The sequence below is a fragment of the Candidatus Palauibacter sp. genome (genome assembly GCF_965197445.1).
Taxonomy (GTDB): domain Bacteria; phylum Gemmatimonadota; class Gemmatimonadetes; order Palauibacterales; family Palauibacteraceae; genus Palauibacter.
The window spans coordinates 1243243-1261253 of the sequence record NZ_CBDANE010000005.1; the positions used below are offsets into that span (position 1 = coordinate 1243243).

Genomic DNA, 18011 nt, shown 5'->3' on the forward strand with positions numbered 1-18011 from the left:
CGGCAGGCGGGCCCCGGGTGCTACCCGAACGCGACGGAGAGAGAGAATCCCCATGTGGCACGAGGACATCCTCGGCACGATCGGCGGCACGCCCCTGGTGCGGGTGAACCGACTCGCGGCGCACCTGCCCGGCACCGTCCTCGCGAAGCTCGAATTCTTCAACCCCGGCGGCTCGGTCAAGGACCGGATCGGCGTCTCGATGCTCGAGGACGCGGTCGAACGCGGCGCCCTCGCCCCGGGCGGTACGATCATCGAGGGCACAAGCGGCAACACGGGGGTGGGACTCGCGCTGGTGGCGATCGCGCGCGGCTACCGGTGCATCTTCACGACCACGGACAAGCAGAGTCCCGAGAAGATCGCCATCCTGAGGGCGCTCGGGGCCGAGGTCATCGTGTGTCCGACCGCCGTGGCCGCCGAGGACCCCCGTTCCTACTACCAGGTCGCGCGCCGGCTCGCGGAGGAGACCCCCAACTCCGTCTACCTGAACCAGTACGACAACCCCGCCAACACGGTCGCCCACGTACGAACGACGGGACCCGAACTGTGGGAGGGGACGGAGGAGAGGATCACCCATCTCTTCGTCGGCTCCGGCACCGGCGGTACGATCTCGGGCTCTGCGGCCTACCTCAAGGAACGGAATCCCGACGTCAGGGTCATCGGCGTCGATCCCTACGGCTCCGTCTACTGGAAGTACTTCCACACGCGGGAGTTCGACGAGGACGAGATCTATCCCTACGTCACCGAGGGGGTGGGGGAGGACATCCTCGCGGGCAACATGAACTTCGACATCGTGGACGATTACGTGCGCGTCACGGACAAGGAGTCGATGCTCATGACGCGCCGGCTCGCGCACGAGGAGGGGATGTTCCTCGGCGGCTCGTGCGGGATGGCGATGGCGGGCACCCTCCAGTGGATGGAAGCGAACCGGGACGGGATCGGCGCTGACGATGTGCTCGTCGTGCTCATGCCGGACGGCGGCTACCGTTCACTCGGAAAGGTGTACAACGACGTCTGGATGCAGGAGCACGGTTTCCTCGAAGCGGACGAGGTGCTGACGGCGGGCGCGCTGGCCGCGCGCCGTTCGACGGAGAGGCCGCTTGTGTCGGCGCCCGCCGACATGACGCTGGACGATGCGATCGGCGTGATGAGAAAACACGCGATCTCGCAGGTGCCGGTGATGGAGGGGGATGAGGTCGTCGGCAGCCTCACCGAGCGTGACATCCTTCGCTCCCTCATGGGAGATCCGGACGCGCGCGCCCGCCTCGTGCGCGATCTCATGGGCCCGCCCTTCCCGGTGGTCGCGGCCTCCAGCCCCGTCCACGGTTTCGCGCGGGAGCTTCGTGGAGAGCAGCCCGCCGTGCTGGTGCGGGAAGAAGACGGCACGCTCGGCATCCTCACCCGCTCCGATCTGATCGCCGGGCTCGGCGCGTAGAGCGTCGGGTGAGCCCGGAGACGTTCCCGCGGGAACGTCTTTGCTTGCAAAATGATGTTATTGATGTCAAAATGATGCCATGTCTGTCCAAATCACCATCCGAGGCGTCCCCGATAAAGTGCGAGACCGGCTGAGGGTGCGTGCGGCTTCCCGCGGCCAATCCATGCAGAAATATCTGCGCGGCGAACTCGAGCGGTTGGTGGCGAAGCCCACCCGCGATGAGTGGCTGGAGAACGTTCGCACCCGCAAGCGGGTGTCAGGAAATCGCGTGACCACCGAGAGCATCCTGCAGGCGCGAGACGCCGACCGTAGGTGACGGTCGTCGTTGATGCCTCGGTCCTGGCGGCGGCGGTAGCCCACCTGGGACCGAATGGGGCTTGGTGCGAAGCCGCCTTGGCGGAATCGGCTCGCGAAGGCCGTTCACTGGCCGGTCCACAGTTGGTCCTCGCGGAGGCCAGCAACGTCCTTCACCGGTTGGCGCTTGCCGAACGGCTCGAGAGTTCGGAGGCCAGTCTCGCCGGCTACGACCTGCTCGCGCTCGAGATCGAGCTGTTTCCTTTCGAACCTCTCGCCGATCGCACCTGGGAACTGCGCCATAACCTCAGCATCTACGACGGATGGTACGTGGCGCTCGCGGAGACCCTCTCCTGCCCCCTGCTGACGCTCGACCAGCGGCTCGCGCGGGCCGCGGGCCCCACCTGCCGGATCATCACCCCGCCACCCCTGCGGCCATGCGCGAGCGCGCTGCCCCGAGCCGATCACCGCAGTATTCCTTATCAGGACGACTGGTCACGCTATCACGAAGGTCCCCATGGAGCCGACGACTAGACACGAATACATGAAAGCTCGCCGCATCCTCGCCGACATCAACTCTTTCGCCCGCCTAGGGAACCAGGTCAGCCGGAGTGAGCTTGCCGAACTCGTGTCGCTTGAGGCCGATCTCCGCCAAGCCAGGGAAAAGGCCGAGGTCGATACGGAGTCTGAGGGACAGGGAGGGACGAGCTTCGTGCTGACGCAGGGACCGCAACCTACAACTGCGATCGCTCAGAAGGTGAGTCGGCTGTTACCGGATCTCTGCGACGATTCCGAAGAACTCGTACGACGCAGGCACAAGGCTCTGGGCCTTGCGATAGAGCCTGCCCCGGACCTCACCCTTCTCCCGGGAGGGAGTAGAGGTGGGCGGTCACCGCGGCGGCGACCAGCAGCAGGAGGGCGACCAGCCAGAGGTGTCCGGCGGCGAATACCGCCGAGACGATGATGGCGCTCCACAGGAAGATCGTGGCCCCTCGCCTCACACGGGTGGAGATCACGCCCCGCTCCCGGTAGGCGGCGAGGTAACGTCCGAACAGGCGGTTCTCGTGCAGCCAACGCTCGGCGCGCGGGGAGCTGCGAGCGAAGCACCACGCGGCCAGCAGCAGGAAGCACGTCGTGGGCCAGAGCGGCACCACGATGCCGACGATGCCCGCACCCACGCTGAGCGATCCGATCCCCAGGTAGAGACCGCGCCGCAGCGGGCCGGGCAGTGCGCGCGCGGCGCGCTCGACCGCCTTGTGATCGACGGGACAGCGGGCGGGCTGCGACCGGGTTGTGTACTGGCTGTGCGGCATGCTTCTACTCGGGCTCCATGTGGTCTGACAGGCGGTCCGACAGGGGATCATGCGCCCGGGAGGACTCGAACCCCCAGCCTTCTGATCCGAAGTCAGACGCTCTATCCAATTGAGCTACGGGCGCGGGCGACGCGAGCCCAAGACGGTAGAAGCCGTCCGGGCCGGACGCAACTGATTGAGGCGCTCAGGGTGTCACCCAATGTGCGCTCGGAGCTAGATTCTGCGACCCGATCCCCGACTTGCGGAGCAGGACGATGAAACGACTGCGCAACCTGTTTCTACTCGGCGCGCTGGCCGCCGGTCCCCTGGCCCTCGCGACGCCGGCCGTCCTCCGTGCCCAGAGCGGCGCGAACGCCCCCGCCGCGGCAACCTGGCCCGGGGCCGATCCCGCCGACGTGGCGTCGATCGACGCGATTCTCGAGGCGTTGTACGACGTGATCTCGGGCCCCGCCGGCCAGGCGCGCGACTGGGATCGGTTCCGGTCCCTGTTCATCCCGGAGGCCCGCCTCATCCCGACCGGCCGATCGGAGACCGGCGAGCACGGGTACAACGTCTGGAGCCCCGGCGACTACGCGGACCGCGCAGGCGCCTCGCTCGAGCGGACCGGTTTCTTCGAGGTCGAGATCGCCCGCTCGATCGCCCGCTTCGGCCCCGTGGTCCAGGCGTTCTCGACCTACGAGTCGCGGCGCAACGCGGACGACCCCGAGCCCTTCGCGCGCGGCATCAACTCCATCCAGCTCATGCACGACGGCCGCCGCTGGTACGTCGTCACGATCTACTGGGCCGGGGAACGCCCCGACCTGCCGATTCCCGGACACTATCTGCCCTCGCCGGACGAAGGAGGTGCTCCATGAGCTCCGCATTGCCCTCGCCGCGAGCCGTCGCCACGGCCGCATGGATCGCCGCCGCCTCGCTCTTCTGCGCGGCCGCACCCCCGCTGCGGGCGCAGGATCTCGCCCGTTTCGAGCCGGTCCCCGCGCGACAGAACGATTTCGCGCTCACCCTCGAGTCGATCATGAGGGGCTCCGAACACGTCGGGCAGGCGCCTGTTGGCGTCAGCTGGTCCGACGACGGGGCATGGGTCTACTTCCGATGGCTTCCCGGCGGGGCCGCGTGGCACGAATCCCGCGTCCTGTACCGCGTCCCGTCGACCGGCGGCACCCCCGAGCGGGTCGATGACGAGGAGGCGATCGCACTGGGGCCGATCCTCGCACCGGGCGATGTGTCTCCCGACGGTCGCTGGCGCACGGCGTCCTTCGACGGTGATCTCTACCTCGTGGAGCGAGCGACCGCCGCCGCCCGCCGGCTCACCCACACCGAGTCGCGCGAGGCGAATCCCGTCTTCTCCGGCGACGGCGCCTCCATCTTCTTCGGCCGCGGCGGCGACCTGTTCGCGTTCGACATCGACGATGGCGAGATCCGGCAGCTCACCTCCGTGGGCGGCCCGGAGGGTCCCGAGGAGCCCGAGGCCGAGGGTCACAAGGCCTTCCTCGAAGAACAGCAACGCGAGCTGTTCGAACACATCCGTGTCCGGGAACTCCGCGAGGAGCGGGGGGAGGAACAGCGCGAACTCCGCGAGGCCGGGCGGCGCGAGACGCTGCACCTCGCGCAGGGCGAGAACGCGCAGGATTTTGTCGCCGATCCTTCCGGAACCTACGTCGCGGTCACGGCGACTCGGGGCGGCTTCGGTGCCGGCCGGCAGACCGACATCCCGCTCTGGGTCACGCAGTCGGGCTACACCGAGAACACCGAGATGCGGGCCAAGGTCGGTGACGAACAGGGCGTCTCCCGGCTCGCCGTCGTCCACACGGGGACGGGCGAGACCACCTGGCTCGACCTCACGGGCGACGGCTCGGACCCGGCTCCGGAGTCGGAGCCGGAGTCGGAGTCAGAGTCGGAGTCAGAGTCGGAATCGGAGGAGAGCGACGACCGTCTCGCCGTCGCGAGCTTCGTCGGCTGGGACGAGACGGGATCCTACGGGCTCGTGTTCGCGGTCGACTACGACTACAAGACGTGGCGTCTGTACGCCTACGCGTCGGCCTCCGGCGAACTGACCCTGCTCGACACGCATCACGACGAGGCGTGGGTGGGCGGCCCCTGCTTCGGCTTCGGCGGCGCGGGCTGCATGGGCTGGCTGCCCTCGGAAGCCTCGGGCTCGATGCCCCGCGCCTGGTATGTGAGCGAGGAGACCGGCTACGCGCACCTGTACGCGATCGACGCCGACGGCGGCGACAAGGAAGCGCTCACGGCCGGCGACTGGGAGGTGCTCGGCGCGACGATCCCCGACGGCTGGGATGCGTTCCTTCTCCAGACGAGCGAACTCTCCCCCTTCGACCAGCATCCGTGGCGGATGGATTTCGACGGTTCGAACCGCGTCCAGCTTCTCGAGGGAGAGGGCTCGTTCGCCGTCACGCTCTCGCCCGATGGCCGGCGTTTCGCCGTCCTTCACTCGCGCTCGAACCGGCCGCCCGAACTATACCTGGCCGAAGTCGGCCCCGGCGCCGACATGACGCAGGTCACGACCTCCCCCACGGCCGAGTGGCTCGGCTTCCCCTGGCTCCAGCCCGAGATCGTGCATTTCGAGGCCCGGGACGGCGTCGACGTGCCCGCCCGCATCTACAGGCCTTCCGACTTCGGGGTCGAAGCGAACGGGGCCGGCGTCGTCTTCGTGCACGGGGCGGGATACCTGCACAACGTCCACAACTGGTGGTCCAACTACTACCGCGAATACATGTTCCACCACTTCCTCGCGGCGCAGGGCTACACGGTTCTCGACATCGATTACCGCGGCTCCGCGGGCTACGGGCGGGACTGGCGCACCGCGATCTACCGGCACATGGGGGGCTGGGACCTCTCCGACCAGGTGGACGGCGCCGAGTACCTCATCCGCGAGGAAGGCGTCGAGGCCGGCCGTCTGGGGATCTACGGCGGATCCTACGGCGGGTTCATCACGCTCATGGCCCTCTTCACCGAGCCGGGCGTGTTCGAGGCCGGCGGCGCCCTGCGCGCGGTGACCGACTGGGCGCACTACAACCACTGGTACACGAGCCGGATCCTCAACCTCCCCCACGAGGACGAGGAATCGTACCGTCAGTCCTCGCCCATCTACTTCGCCGAGGGCCTCGAGGGACACCTCCTGATGGCGCACGGGATGTACGACACCAACGTGCACTTCTCCGATGTCGTACGGCTCGCGCAGCGCCTCATCGAACTCGGGAAGGAGAACTGGGAGATGGCGGTGTACCCGGTCGAGAATCACGGCTTCGCGGAGCCGTCTTCGTGGGCGGACGAATACCGCCGCATCTACGAGCTGTTCGAACGGGTGATCGGCGACGGCAGCGGTGCGTCGGCGAGCGGGGAGGGTGGCTGAGACGACCCTGAGACGACCCTGAGACGACGGTTGATCCGGCGCACCGCGCATCTCGGGCGCGCGCTGGGGGGGCTCGCGCTCGTCGGGTCCGGGCTCGCGGGGTGCGGCGCCCCCGGCCCCGGGCCCTGGGTCGAGGCCGACGGCTACCGGTGGCGGGAGTTGAGGCCCCGGGGCTCCACCGGGTCCGTGGGCTTCCGGCCGCTCGACGCCCCGTCGCTGGGCGTGACGTTCCGGTACGACGTCGAGGAGGCGGTGCGGGTGCGGAACCGTGTGCTCGCGGAAGGGCAGGGGGTGGCGATCGGTGACGTCGATGGAGACGGTCGCCCCGACCTCTTCTTCGCGGGCTTCGGCGGTCCGAGCGCCCTCTTCCGCAACCAGGGCGGGTGGAGTTTCGAGGACATCACCTCCGAGGCGGGCCTCTCGCTCGAGGATGTGATGGCGCGAGGGGCCGCCTTCGCCGATCTCGACGGAGATGATGATCTCGACCTCGTCGTCACCGTCCATGGGGGCCCGAATCGGATCTTCCTCGGCGACGGGACGGGGCGTTTCACCGGACTCGACGACGCGGGCCTCAGCGGGAGCCGGGCCAGTACGACCCCCACGCTGGCGGATGTCAACGGCGATGGCGCTCTGGACCTCTACATCGCGAACTACAAGACGCGGCAGGTGGACGACCTCTACCCGCCGGAGATCCTCGACATCAACCACCTGCAGCGCGGTGACGATGGCCGGCTCGTCATCCCGCCCGAGCTGAGGGAACTCCACGACGAGCACTACCGCGTCGAGTTCGACGGACGCTTCGTGCGGCGTTTCGAGCTGGGAGAGCCGGACGAGTTCTACACCGGATTCGGTGACGGCCGCTTCGAACCGGCCCCGCTCGGTGACGGGCCGCCGACGCGGGATTGGGGCCTCGCGGCCCGGTTCAGCGACTGGGATGAGGACGGCGATCCGGACCTCTACGTCGCCAACGACTTCAACAGCCCCGACGGCATCTGGATCAACCGCGGCGATGGCTCGTTCGCGGAGGCCTCCAGCGAGTCGGTGCGCACGACGAGCCTCTCCTCCATGGCGGTGGACGTGGGGGACCTGGACCGAGACGGGGACCTCGATCTCCTGACCACCGACATGCTGGCCCGGGTCCCGGCGGCCCGACTGGTCCAGACCCCGAGCTTCGAGGCCGCCCCCGAGCCGCCGGGCGCCACCGGCACGAGAGTTCAGGTCAACCGCAACACGGTGCAGCTGAACCGCGGCGACGGGACCTTTGCCGAGGCCGCGTGGGAGCTTGGGCTCGCCGCTTCCGACTGGACGTGGGGCGCCCTCATCGTCGACGCGGATCTGGACGGATGGGAGGATGTCCTCGTCACGACGGGTCACGCGTGGGATCAGCTGGACGGCGATGCCAACGCGCGGGTGGCCGCCATCCCGGGCCTGCCGGCCGAGCACGCGCTGCGCATGTTCCCGCCGCTGCCGCAGCCGAACGTCGCCTTCCGCGGGGGGGTGGACGGCTTCAGCGACGCGAGCGAACTCTGGCGCTGGGGGGAGCAGCCCGACATCTCGCACGGGCTCGCAGCGGGCGATCTCGACGGGGACGGCGACCTCGACATCGTCGTGACCCGTCTCGGCGCCCCACCGCTCGTGTACCGGAACGAAGCCGGGGCGCCGCGCGTCCTGGTGCGGTTGCGCGGCGCGGGCGGAAACACCCGCGGAATCGGCGCCCGCATCGGTCTCGCGGGACACGACGCGGGCGTGCAGGTGCGGGAGATCACCGCCGGCGGAGCCTATCTGTCGTCGTCCGCACCGGCCGCGAGCTTCGCGGCCGTGCCCGACGCGGAAATGACGCTCACCGTCGACTGGCCGGACGGCCGCCGCACTCGCCTCGACGGGATCATCGCGAACCGAGAGTACGTGATCGACGCGGCCACCGCCGCGGGCGAGCCGGCCGCCGGCCGTGCGACTCCCACGCCCCACTTCGAGGACGTGACGGCGCGGCTCGGACATCGGCACGTGGAGTCGACCTTCGACGATCGCGGCCGCCAGCCGCTCCTCCCCTATTCGCTCGACCGGCCCGGCCCGGGCGTGTCGTGGATCGACGTGGAGCCCGACGGGGATGCCGACCTGGTGGTGGGCAGCGGCCGGGGCGGCAGCCCGGTGGTGCTGCGCAACGACGGGGGCGACTTCGCCGCCCCGCGGGCCATCACCTCGGGGCTGGCCTACGACGCGACATCCGTGCTGCCGCACCACGCAGCCGGCGGCCCCGCACTGCTCATCGGCCTGAGCGCCTACGAAGCCGGGACGCCCGCGGAAGCCGCGGCCGCTCCGGCGATCCTCGCGGCGCGGCTCGGCGCGGCCGCGCCGGCCCGCCCGCTCATCGACGACGACGGCGCCGCGGCCGGGCAGCCCCCCGCAGCGACCGGCCCCCTCGCCCAGGCCGATATCGACGGCGACGGCGACCTCGACATCTTCATGGGTGGGCGGGTCGCCCCCGGCGCCTGGCCGCTCCCCGTCGACTCCAGGCTGCTGATCAACGACGGCGGCCTGCTGAGGGCAGATCCGGAGCACTCCGCCCCCTTCGCGCGCCTCGGCCTCGTCACCGGGGCGGTCTTCACCGACGTCGATCTCGACGGCGATCCCGACCTCGCCCTCGCCCTGGAGTGGGGGAGCATCCGCCTCTTCCGGAACGAGGGAGGCCGCTTCACCGATGCGAGCGAAGCGCTGGGGCTCACGCGGCTCACGGGGCGCTGGAACGGGATCGCCGCCGCGGACCTGAACGAAGACGGCCGTCCGGACCTCGTGGCGACGGGCTGGGGTGCGAACCTCGAAGTGCCCGCCGCCTACTCGCTCTTCTACGGAGACATGAACCGCGACGGCGTCATCGACATCGTCGAAGCGCGCTCGGAATCCGGCGTCTGGCGCCCGATCCGGGGCCGCGACGCGCTCGCCGTCCCCGGCGGCATCTCCTCGCTGGTTCGGGAGACATACGAGCGCTTCGCAACCGCACCGCTCACCGATGTGATCGCAGGACTCGATCCCGCTCGGAGGCTGGACGCGAACGAACTGCGTCACACGGTGTGGCTCAATCGCGACTCCGGCTTCGAGAGCGCCCCTCTCCCCGCGGCGGCCCAGCGCGCGCCCGCCTTCGGCGTCGCGGCGGGAGATCTGGACGGCGATGGCCACGAAGACCTCGTCCTGGCGCAGAACTTCTACGCCGGACGCCCGGGGGTGCCGCGCTACGACGCCGGGCGGGGCCTCTGGCTCAGAGGAAACGGGGAAGGGGGCTTCGACCCGGTTCCGGGCCGGCTGTCCGGGATCTCGGTCTACGGGGACGGCCGGGCGGCCGCGCTGGCCGACTACGACCGCGACGGTCGGGTAGACATCGCGTTCGGCGTGAACGGCGGGGCGACCCGGCTCTATCGGAACGTCGGCGCGGCCCCCGGCCTGCGCGTGACGCTCGAGGGGACTCCGTCGAACCCGTGGGCGATCGGCGCCCGGCTACGCCTTGAATACGGAGACGGGACGTTCGGCCCGATGCGCGAGATTCGATCGGGCGAGGGCTATCTGTCCCGCCACGAGTCGGCGCAGACGCTGGGCCTGGCCGGAGACCCGCGTACCCTGCACATCCGGTGGCCGGGCGGGGAACAGATGTCCGTCTCCATCGCTTCGGGGACCCGCGAGATCCGGGTCCCGGCCCCCGGCAGCTAGCGGATCCCGAACCCCACCGTGATACCGATGTCGTTCTGGAGCATCGACTCGTCCGTGGCCGAGGAGATGTAATACGAGGCCACGTCCCGCAGCTCGCCCCGGAACCAGAGCGAGGAGGTCAGGGCCACCCGCATGCCGATGGCGGCCGTGGCCGCCGGGTCCGTCGCGCTGATCTCCGGCACCTCATCGCCGTAGAACTGCAGCCTCCGGAGCCCCGCGCCCATCGAAAAATAGGGCTCGAGCGCCCCCGCCGACCCTGACGACCGTATGCGGAATGTCAGGTTCAAGGTCCCCGCCATGTACTCCATCTCGCCGAGGCGCCCGATACCCCGGCCCGGGCCGCCCACGGCGTTGAGCGTCGCGGGCGAATACAGCCCCATCACGCCGATCCCCACCACGCGCGAGGCCCAGTACGTGAACTCGCCGCCGATCAGGACATCCGGAGGGATCGACAAACCGTACACTGACGGATTATCGGTCAGGTTGTTGAGCGGCTGAACGGCGCCGACGAAGCCGACGAATTCGGGGCCGGTGTCTTCGCCGGGGGGGGCCACGGGGGTCATCTGGGCCATCAGGTCCGGAGTCCCGAACCGGCCTAGCAAAACCAGCAAAAGAAGAACGCCGAAGAGGCGCTTCATTTCGTCCTCACGATCGTGATCTGGGGTTCCGCCGTCTCGTCGGGCGAGGTTCCCGCCGCCGTCCGGATCGAAAGCGACAGGGCCGGCGCGCCGACGTCCGACGCGAGCGAGAAGTACTGTACGTTCGACGGTCCTACGTCGATGGCCCTCACCCGGGTTTCAAATCCGAGCGGCTCGGCCCGGAGCGGAAACGCGGTCGGGAAGTTCAACCGCGCCTCTGCATCCCGGTTCATGGACGCGAACACGTCACGGACGTTCCACGTTGCCACCGCGAACCGTCTCGCACTCCCCGTTTGCCCGGCGTCGTCCACCGCCCCCACATCGTCTGCGGCACCCGCCGCACCCGCGTCATCCGTCGCCGCGGCGTCGTCCATCGCCAGCGCGACCGAGGCATCCGCCAGGATGTCGGCCCACTCGATCCCCGTCACCCGTTCGAGGTTCGCGATCCCCCGCGCGAAGCTCTGGCCCCCGCCCACGACCGAACGGAAGAAGGCCCGTTCATCACCCCCCTCCTGGTCGGCGAGCCAGCGCAGAAGGAACCAGCCGAAGCCCCTCATCTGCATTCCGCCCACGCCGTCAGGATCGTCCGTCGAGATTGTGGGAGCCCTCATCGTCCCGAGCATGTAGAGGCCGAGATTGAGGAAGTTGCCGCGGAGATACGTGTCGAAGACTTCGAGCGCGTCCGGTGTCTCCGACACCTGGTCGAACGTGAGGTTGTCGCCCACCGTCAGCCCGAGAGCGGCGAGCCCCGTGACCTCTTCGGCCAGACCGGAGAGGGCCTCGTCCAGCCACACTTCCTCGGTCGCCGCGAACCCTGTCGGCGAATGCAGCGCGCGGCGCGCGGCGCTGATCAGATGCTGCACTTCGTGCGCCACGAGCGCGGGCGTGTCCCGAAGGAGGCGATCCGCTGCGATCGTCCGCCCGAGGCCCCCCTCCGGGTCGGCGCTCACGCTGTAGATGATCTCGGCCTCGTTACTGGCCGGGCAGGGTTCGCCGTTCGGGTCGGGCACCCCCTCGCCCCCTCGTCCGGAGGCCGCCAGGTCCAGGGGGAGGAAGAATCCGGCGACTCCCGCCTCTCCGTCCCCGAGCTTGTTGACCTCCGGCGTGAAGAAGACAATGACTCGCCCGTTGCGGTCGATGTCCTCGTAGGGTCCGAAATAGGACGTCGCCACCGGCAGCACGGTCTGGTCGAGCCGGTCCGCGAGCGCGACCCACTCGTCCCCGGTCGGGCCGCCCGGCGGGGCGGACACATCTTCCAGCAGCAGCACCCGCTCGCCGAGCGCCCGCACCTCCCCGCGGATCGGGCGGGTGAGATCCGCGCAGGTGGCGACCAGATTCGAGCGGACCGGGAAGAAATAGTCGAGAGTGTCGCCGACGGCCGGCACCTCCATCGCCGCCGCCGGCTCCGCCGGCCGGAAGGGCGCGATCCCCGATTCCACCAGCCCGTCCAGCGTGCGCGAGCGAATCCCGATGTCGGCTCGCCAATCCGCGAGTGCGACCTCCTCGAGGCCGGGATCGATCTCGGCGGGCGTGACGGCGGCGTCGGGGCTGTCCCCGGACATGTCGGCGGAGGTGCGCGTCGTCATCCGTATCGGGAGCGGCCGCGAAGCGACCCGGCCCGTATTGGCGACGATGAGATTGAAGGCCCGTTCCGTCTCCCCCGGGGCGAAGTGGACGCATTCGACCTCCACGGGCCCGCGCAGGGTCAACGCCTGCCCAACCTCCAGATCCACGAGGCGTTCGGCCGGATCCAGCGGGAGCAGGGGGCCGTTGCTGGCGTCCCCACCCACGAGCACGCGCACACCCACCTCGCGCTGCGGCAGGCAGCTGCCCCCGAACATCGGCACTTCGATCATAAGCTCCGTTCCGGTCGAGCTCACGACGGCCGCCCGCACGCCCTCGATGCGGACTTCGTTGTCGGCCGGCACCGTGCTGAATCCGCGTCCGAAGAGCATGGCCCGCGTGCCCGCGGCCAGACGCCCGCTCCCGACCGAGTCGAGTTGCACGAGTCCGTCCGGCGCCGTGAGCGCTGTGGCGGTGAGCGAGAGGGTGTCCGAGTACACGCCGCCCGTGGCGAACACGTCGACGCGGTAGTCCCCCGGCCTTCGTCCCAGCGTGAACACCGCATGCCCCAGACCGTCCGCGTCGGTGACCACCACCTCATGCGTCAGCACGCCAGGATCGTCCACCGGCAGGCCCGGGTCGTCGGCCGGCGCGTCCGGCGCGCCCGCGGGCACGCCCTCGACGTCTGCCGCAGTATCCCCAACTGCCGTGGGCACCTCCGCGTCGTCGGCGGGCGCCGACGACCTGAACGCGATCCGAACGCCACCGGCGGGCGCGCCGCTCGCCGTCTCGGCGCGGATCGTAAACGGAAGCGGCAGCTGGCTGCTGGCCTCCGCCCGCTGCACGTCGCCCTCCACGACGCTGAGCGTAACGGTATCGGCCGTCGCCGCGAGCACGAGAAAACGCAGGGGCAGGACGCTCGACGCGCTGGGGATGTCGGCCTGGATCTCCGCTTCTCCGGGCGTCGGCCCGGCCCGGTAGACCGATTCCGCGATGCCATCCTGTCCCGCGACGGCGACCCCCGGCGACAACTCACCCTCGCCCCGAACGATGATGAAGCGGACCGGCGTGCCCTCGACCGGATTGCCCAGCGCGTCCTCGACCCGGACCGCGATCGGGGGATCGGTGATCTCGCCCGTCACGACGGTGTCCACCGGTGTCGAGATCGGCACCAGCGCCGTCGGGGGAGACCCGACCTCGGTGCTGCCGCCGTCGCCGCACGCGGCTGCGATCAGCGCGACGGCCCCGGCCAGCACCGCCCACCGTGCGCGTCTCACCGCGACACGACCTTCCAGAGGGCGATGCCGCCGGCCTGCTTGCCCACGTCGACGCTCGCCGCGCGGACCCCCTTCCGCAGATCGATCACGTCCACCGTCCCCGGCTGTCCGCCGACCCCTTCCACGCTCACAAAGGCGTATCGGGAATCAGGCGAGATCGCGATCCCGTGGGGCAGCGTCCGTGTGTTGGCGATCCTGGCCACCTCCTCTCCGCTGGCCAGGTCCCAGACTCCCGTCGCCTGCCCGCTCTTGTAGGTCACGACCAGACGCGTGCCATCCGGCGTCACGTCCAGATTGTAGGGCCCTTCGCCGGTCTCGAACCGCCGCGACACCTGCCAGGACTCGACATCGATCTCCAGAACCTGCGCGTTCCGGTTGCACGCGACGTACACACGCCGCCCGTCCACGCTCGGATGCGCCCAGGTCGGACTGCAGATCGGGGCGCCGGCCGGCCGGGTCGGCAGCCAGTCGTGCGGCCACGCCTGCTCCTCGCCCGGCGACAGGTGCAATCGCCGCGCCACCTCGAGCCGATGCGCGTCCACCTCGACCAGCATCTCATCCATCATGCACACCGAGTAGTGCCGCGAGCCGTCGGCGGTGAGCCGGGAGCCGTGCGGCATGGTGCACGTCGAGATCTGCGCGACCTCGATCATCGAGCCCACGTCGACGACGGACACGGAACTCGGCTCGTGCTCGCCGTGCAGGTTGAAGTTCGCCGCGAACAGCAGGCCCGCCGGCGTCACCTGCATCGTGGCGGGGAACAGGCCCAGTTCGGCGCTTCCCGCGGGGCGGTTGGTGGCCGTGGAATAGGCGACGACCGAACCGAAGGGATTGCCGTGCGCGAGCGTCACGTACCAACGCTCCCCGCTCGGGTCGACGGCGAGGCCGTGCGGGCCGTCGATCTCGGTGGGAAACCGGCCCACGAAGACGGAATCCAGCACCGACGCACCGGTACCATCGAACCGGATGAGATCGACCCGATCTTCCGATTCCGCCGCCACGTAGACGTAATACGACGACAGGCCGTCGGGGGTACCGTCCTGGGCGGCCGCGCCCGAACCCGGCGAGACCGCTGCGAGCAGCCCCCACACGGCGGTCGCCATGCGGGATGTTGTGAACTTCTCTGATCGCATACGAAATACGCGCGTTCGCGACTCCTCACCCGGAAATCACCGTGCCCGCCACGGTGTCGATCGAACCCCTCGAGGACCGACCGACGCTCCGCGACGCAATGATACAATGTGTAAGAATAGACAATTCGCGGGACCGGGGCCAACTCGCGCCCGCGCGGGCGGCGGCTCCGCCCACGCACTAGATTGTCCCTCGGCGGAGGGAGAAGAGGTCGCGGACGGGTGCTCGTCACGCCGTTCGAGGAAAGTCCGGGCTCCACAGGGCACGGCGCCGGGTAACGCCCGGGCGTCGCGAGGCGATGGAAAGTGCCACAGAGAACAGACCGCCGATGGCGGCTTGCGACCTGCAAGGGTCCAGGCGCACAGGCAAGGGTGAAATGGTGGGGTAAGAGCCCACCGCGTCTTCTGGTGACAGAGACGGCACGGCAAACCCCGCCGGGAGCAAGGCCAAGCAGGAACGAGCGGCGGCCCGTCGCGTTCGAGTTCCGGGTAGGCCGCACGAGGCCTCGGGTAACCGCAGGTCCCAGATAGATGACCTCGCCGCGGGCACGGCCCGCCGGTGACAGAACCCGGCTTATCTCCCTCCGCCCCTTTCTCTGAGCGAAGTGACCCCCGGGACAGGAAGACAACCGCCTGTGGCACCATCCGCGGTAAGTTTCGAAGTCCGCGAACACACGCTCGACAACGGGCTCAGGGTGGTCCTCCAACCGGACACCTCCGCGCCCCTCGTCGCAGTCCACGTCATGTACCACGTGGGTTCGAAGAATGAGCGGGCCGGGCGGACCGGCTTCGCGCACCTGTTCGAGCATCTCCTGTTCCAGGGGTCCGAGCATGTGCCGCGCGAAGAGCACTTCAGGCTCGTCCAGGATGCCGGCGGCACCCTCAACGGGACGACGTGGTTCGACCGCACGAACTACTTCGAGACACTGCCGGCGAACGAACTCGACCTTGGCCTGTGGCTGGAATCCGACCGGATGGGGTTCTTCAAGCCCGGGATCACGCAGGAGAAGCTCGACAACCAGCGAGACGTGGTGAAGAACGAACGGCGACAGTCGTACGAGAACCGGCCGTACGGCCTCGCCCTGGAGACGGTGCTCGCCCACGCCTACGACGAGGGGCATCCGTACCGGCACCCGACCATCGGCTACATGCCCGACATCGACGCCGCGAGGCTGGAGGACGTGCATGAGTTCTTCGACCTCCACTACGGGCCGAACAACGCCACACTCGTGCTCGCCGGCGACTTCGAGCCCGCCGAAGCGCTGGATCGCGTGGAGGCCTGGTTCGGGGAGATCCCGGCCAGACCGGCCGCCGACCCGCCAGTCGTGCCGTTGCCCGGCGCCGGGGGAGCCGGAGGAGTCGGAGGAGCACGCCGCGCGTTCATCCGGGACCGGGTTCAGATGCCCCGCGTCTATCTCATGTTCCATTCGCCGAGGTATGCCGACCCGGATTTCGAGTCGGTCGACACCCTCACCCATCTGCTGGCCGACGGGAACAGTTCACGCCTGCAGCGGGCCCTCGTGTACGAGCGGCAGATGGCCGCCGATGTGTCGGCCTTCACCTGGCCGACCGAGAGTGTCGGGATGTGCTTCGTCGTCGCGACCGCGCGCCCCGGTGTCTCGGCCGGTGAACTCGAGAGGGCGGTGCGCGATGTCCTCGACGAACTGAGGACCGGAGAGATCCGGACCGGAGAGATGGAAGGGGCGCTGAACCGTGCCCGGCGCGCGCTGGTCGGCGGACTCGCCGGGTTCGGCGACCGGGCCGACGCGCTCGCCCACGCCGCCGTGCTGCGGGGCGACCCGCACTACGTCAACGATGCGTTCACCCGTTACGGGGCGGTCAGCCGCCAGGACGTGGAGCGCGTCGCGCGCGCGGTGCTCGACCCGAGCCGCCTCACGGTCGTCCATGTCGTGCCCGAGGCGGTCCAACCGTGACGCCCGACCGGACGACCCGCCCGGCCCCCGCCGCTCCGCGGCCGCTCGCCCTCCCCGGCTTCGAGCGCCACCGGCTCCCGAACGGCCTCCGCCTCGAGTTCGCCGAGCGGCGCGACATCCCCGAGGTGTCGCTGCGCCTCGTCCTCGAGAACGGCGCGGGCGCCGAGCCTCCCTCGCGCGCCGGCCTCGCCGAGCTTACCGCCCGGCTCCTCACCGCCGGCACGCCGAACCGGGACGCGATGGATGTGGCCCGCTGGCTCGATCGCCTGGGCGCCGGCTACCACGCCACCGCGGGCTATTCCGTCGGGACCGTCTCCATGCACTTCCTCACCGAAGTGTTCGAGGAGGCGCTCGACTTCCTCGCGGCGACCGTACTCGATTCCGATTTTCCCGAGCGGGAGGTCGACCGCCTCCGGGCCGAGCGTCTCGACGAGATCGAGCGCCAGGGCGACGATCCGGCAACCGTCGCGAACCTCGCCACCATCGCCGAACTCTACGGAGACGGCCTGTACGGCCGGTCTATGGCAGGCACCTCCGACACGGTGGCCGAGATCAGCCGCGACGCGGTACGCGAGTTCCACGAGGCCCGGTTCCGCCCGTCGGAATCCCTGCTCATCGTGTGCGGTGACGTCGCTCCGGAGCGGCTCGGGCCCGCCGTCGAGGCGCGCTTCGGCGCCTGGAGCGGACACGCCGCCCGCGTGGAGCCGCCGCCGCCGCCGTCCGCGCCCGAGAGCGAGGTCATCCTCATCGATCGCCCCGGAAGCCCGCAGACCGAGATCCGCGTGGCGACCATCGGCGTGCCCTACGGCACCGGCGACCATCACGCGATCATCGTGGCCAACGCCATCCTGGGCGGCCTGTTCAACTCGCGCATCAACCTGAATCTTCGCGAGGACAAGGGCTGGACCTACGGGGCCAGGACCGGATTCCGGTTCCGCCGGGGCGCCGGCCCGTTCGTGGCGCGCACCGCGGTGGAAACCGCCCGCACCGGCCCCGCCTTCGAGGAGATCCTGCGGGAGATCGAAGCGATGTGCACACAGCAGGTGACTCCCGAGGAAATGAAGTTGGCCCGCAACGCACTCACGCTTTCGCTTCCGCTGCAGTTCGAGACCGCGGCGCAGATCTGCGGAAAGGTCAGCCGACAGCGCATCTTCGACCTCCCCGACGACTACTGGGAGACCTATCGCGGCCGCATCGACGCCGTCACCCCGGATCAGGTGCGGGAGGTGTGCCGGAAGTATCTCGACCGCGATCGACTCACGCTGCTCGCCGTCGGCGACGCGGCCGCGGCCGGCCCCACTCTCGGCGGCCTGGGCGCCGTCGACGTCCGCTCCATCGCCTGATACCGGCCCCGTCGGAGG

The 18011-nt window shown here is 69.7% G+C and carries 12 protein-coding genes, 1 tRNA gene and 1 other RNA gene; 9 read left to right on the top strand and 5 right to left on the bottom strand.

Annotated elements, in window-relative coordinates; genetic code table 11:
- The first annotated feature begins 52 nt into the window (after positions 1–52).
- The 3 genes from ACN9M6_RS12780 (at position 53) to ACN9M6_RS12790 (ending at position 2260) form a co-directional block, all read left to right on the top strand.
- A complete protein-coding gene (locus ACN9M6_RS12780) occupies positions 53–1432 on the top strand; it encodes a pyridoxal-phosphate dependent enzyme (RefSeq protein ID WP_419163284.1) in 1380 nt (459 codons plus the stop codon).
- A 79-nt stretch (positions 1433–1511) separates the two neighbouring features.
- Positions 1512–1748, top strand: a complete 237-nt coding sequence (locus tag ACN9M6_RS12785; protein WP_419163285.1) for a FitA-like ribbon-helix-helix domain-containing protein — start codon at positions 1512–1514, stop codon at positions 1746–1748.
- On the top strand, positions 1745–2260 hold the full coding sequence (locus ACN9M6_RS12790; RefSeq protein WP_419163286.1) for a type II toxin-antitoxin system VapC family toxin: 516 nt from the start codon (positions 1745–1747) through the stop codon (positions 2258–2260). Before ACN9M6_RS12785 ends, ACN9M6_RS12790 begins: the two co-directional genes overlap by 4 nt.
- Before the next feature lie 320 nt (positions 2261–2580).
- Here ACN9M6_RS12790 and ACN9M6_RS12795 read toward each other — a convergent pair whose 3' ends face one another.
- Positions 2581–3039 carry a YbaN family protein gene (locus tag ACN9M6_RS12795; protein ID WP_419163287.1) on the bottom strand — a complete coding sequence of 153 codons (459 nt, stop codon included), beginning with the start codon at positions 3037–3039 and terminating at the stop codon, positions 2581–2583.
- A 50-nt stretch (positions 3040–3089) separates the two neighbouring features.
- A tRNA-Arg gene (locus ACN9M6_RS12800) sits at positions 3090–3163 on the bottom strand.
- A gap of 130 nt (positions 3164–3293) precedes the next feature.
- On the opposite strand from ACN9M6_RS12800, the gene ACN9M6_RS12805 reads away from it, so the two are divergent.
- From ACN9M6_RS12805 to ACN9M6_RS12815, 3 genes are read left to right on the top strand one after another with little or no spacing between them, the layout of a single operon-like run.
- Positions 3294–3893: a hypothetical protein gene (locus tag ACN9M6_RS12805; protein ID WP_419163288.1), complete on the top strand. Its 600-nt coding sequence runs from the start codon at positions 3294–3296 to the stop codon at positions 3891–3893.
- A complete protein-coding gene (locus ACN9M6_RS12810) occupies positions 3890–6409 on the top strand; it encodes a prolyl oligopeptidase family serine peptidase (RefSeq protein WP_419163289.1) in 2520 nt (839 codons plus the stop codon). Before ACN9M6_RS12805 ends, ACN9M6_RS12810 begins: the two co-directional genes overlap by 4 nt.
- 30 nt (positions 6410–6439) lie before the next feature.
- A complete protein-coding gene (locus ACN9M6_RS12815) occupies positions 6440–10108 on the top strand; it encodes an FG-GAP repeat domain-containing protein (protein ID WP_419163290.1) in 3669 nt (1222 codons plus the stop codon).
- Here the strand turns inward: ACN9M6_RS12815 and ACN9M6_RS12820 are convergent.
- The 3 genes from ACN9M6_RS12820 to ACN9M6_RS12830 form a co-directional block, all read right to left on the bottom strand.
- Entirely contained in the window at positions 10105–10671 is a 567-nt protein-coding gene (locus ACN9M6_RS12820) for a hypothetical protein (RefSeq protein ID WP_419163291.1), read from the bottom strand. The genes ACN9M6_RS12815 and ACN9M6_RS12820 overlap by 4 nt on opposite strands.
- A 71-nt stretch (positions 10672–10742) precedes the next feature.
- Positions 10743–13586, bottom strand: a complete 2844-nt coding sequence (locus ACN9M6_RS12825; RefSeq protein ID WP_419163292.1) for a hypothetical protein — start codon at positions 13584–13586, stop codon at positions 10743–10745.
- Positions 13583–14689, bottom strand: coding sequence for a YncE family protein (locus tag ACN9M6_RS12830; RefSeq protein WP_419163293.1), 1107 nt, complete (start codon positions 14687–14689; stop codon positions 13583–13585). The genes ACN9M6_RS12825 and ACN9M6_RS12830 overlap by 4 nt, the downstream gene beginning before the upstream one ends.
- A gap of 223 nt (positions 14690–14912) precedes the next feature.
- On the opposite strand from ACN9M6_RS12830, the gene rnpB reads away from it, so the two are divergent.
- The 3 genes from rnpB (at position 14913) to ACN9M6_RS12845 (ending at position 17993) form a co-directional block, all read left to right on the top strand.
- Positions 14913–15308, top strand: an RNA gene (gene rnpB / locus ACN9M6_RS12835) — RNase P RNA component class A.
- A 43-nt stretch (positions 15309–15351) separates the two neighbouring features.
- Positions 15352–16650: a M16 family metallopeptidase gene (locus ACN9M6_RS12840; RefSeq protein ID WP_419163294.1), complete on the top strand. Its 1299-nt coding sequence runs from the start codon at positions 15352–15354 to the stop codon at positions 16648–16650.
- Positions 16647–17993 (top strand): M16 family metallopeptidase, encoded by a 1347-nt coding sequence (locus ACN9M6_RS12845; protein ID WP_419163295.1) that lies wholly within the window; start codon positions 16647–16649, stop codon positions 17991–17993. The genes ACN9M6_RS12840 and ACN9M6_RS12845 overlap by 4 nt, the downstream gene beginning before the upstream one ends.
- Positions 17994–18011: the final 18 nt, after the last annotated feature.

Excerpts from the sequence above, each read along its gene's own strand:
- ACN9M6_RS12780 (WP_419163284.1), top strand. The coding sequence starts at position 53 with ATGTGGCACGAGGACATCCTCGGCACGATCGGCGGCACGCCCCTGGTG.
- ACN9M6_RS12785 (WP_419163285.1), top strand. The coding sequence starts at position 1,512 with ATGTCTGTCCAAATCACCATCCGAGGCGTCCCCGATAAAGTGCGAGAC.
- ACN9M6_RS12795 (WP_419163287.1), bottom strand. The coding sequence starts at position 3,039 with ATGCCGCACAGCCAGTACACAACCCGGTCGCAGCCCGCCCGCTGTCCC.
- ACN9M6_RS12805 (WP_419163288.1), top strand. The coding sequence starts at position 3,294 with ATGAAACGACTGCGCAACCTGTTTCTACTCGGCGCGCTGGCCGCCGGT.
- ACN9M6_RS12810 (WP_419163289.1), top strand. The coding sequence starts at position 3,890 with ATGAGCTCCGCATTGCCCTCGCCGCGAGCCGTCGCCACGGCCGCATGG.
- ACN9M6_RS12820 (WP_419163291.1), bottom strand. The coding sequence starts at position 10,671 with ATGACCCCCGTGGCCCCCCCCGGCGAAGACACCGGCCCCGAATTCGTC.
- ACN9M6_RS12830 (WP_419163293.1), bottom strand. The coding sequence starts at position 14,689 with ATGGCGACCGCCGTGTGGGGGCTGCTCGCAGCGGTCTCGCCGGGTTCG.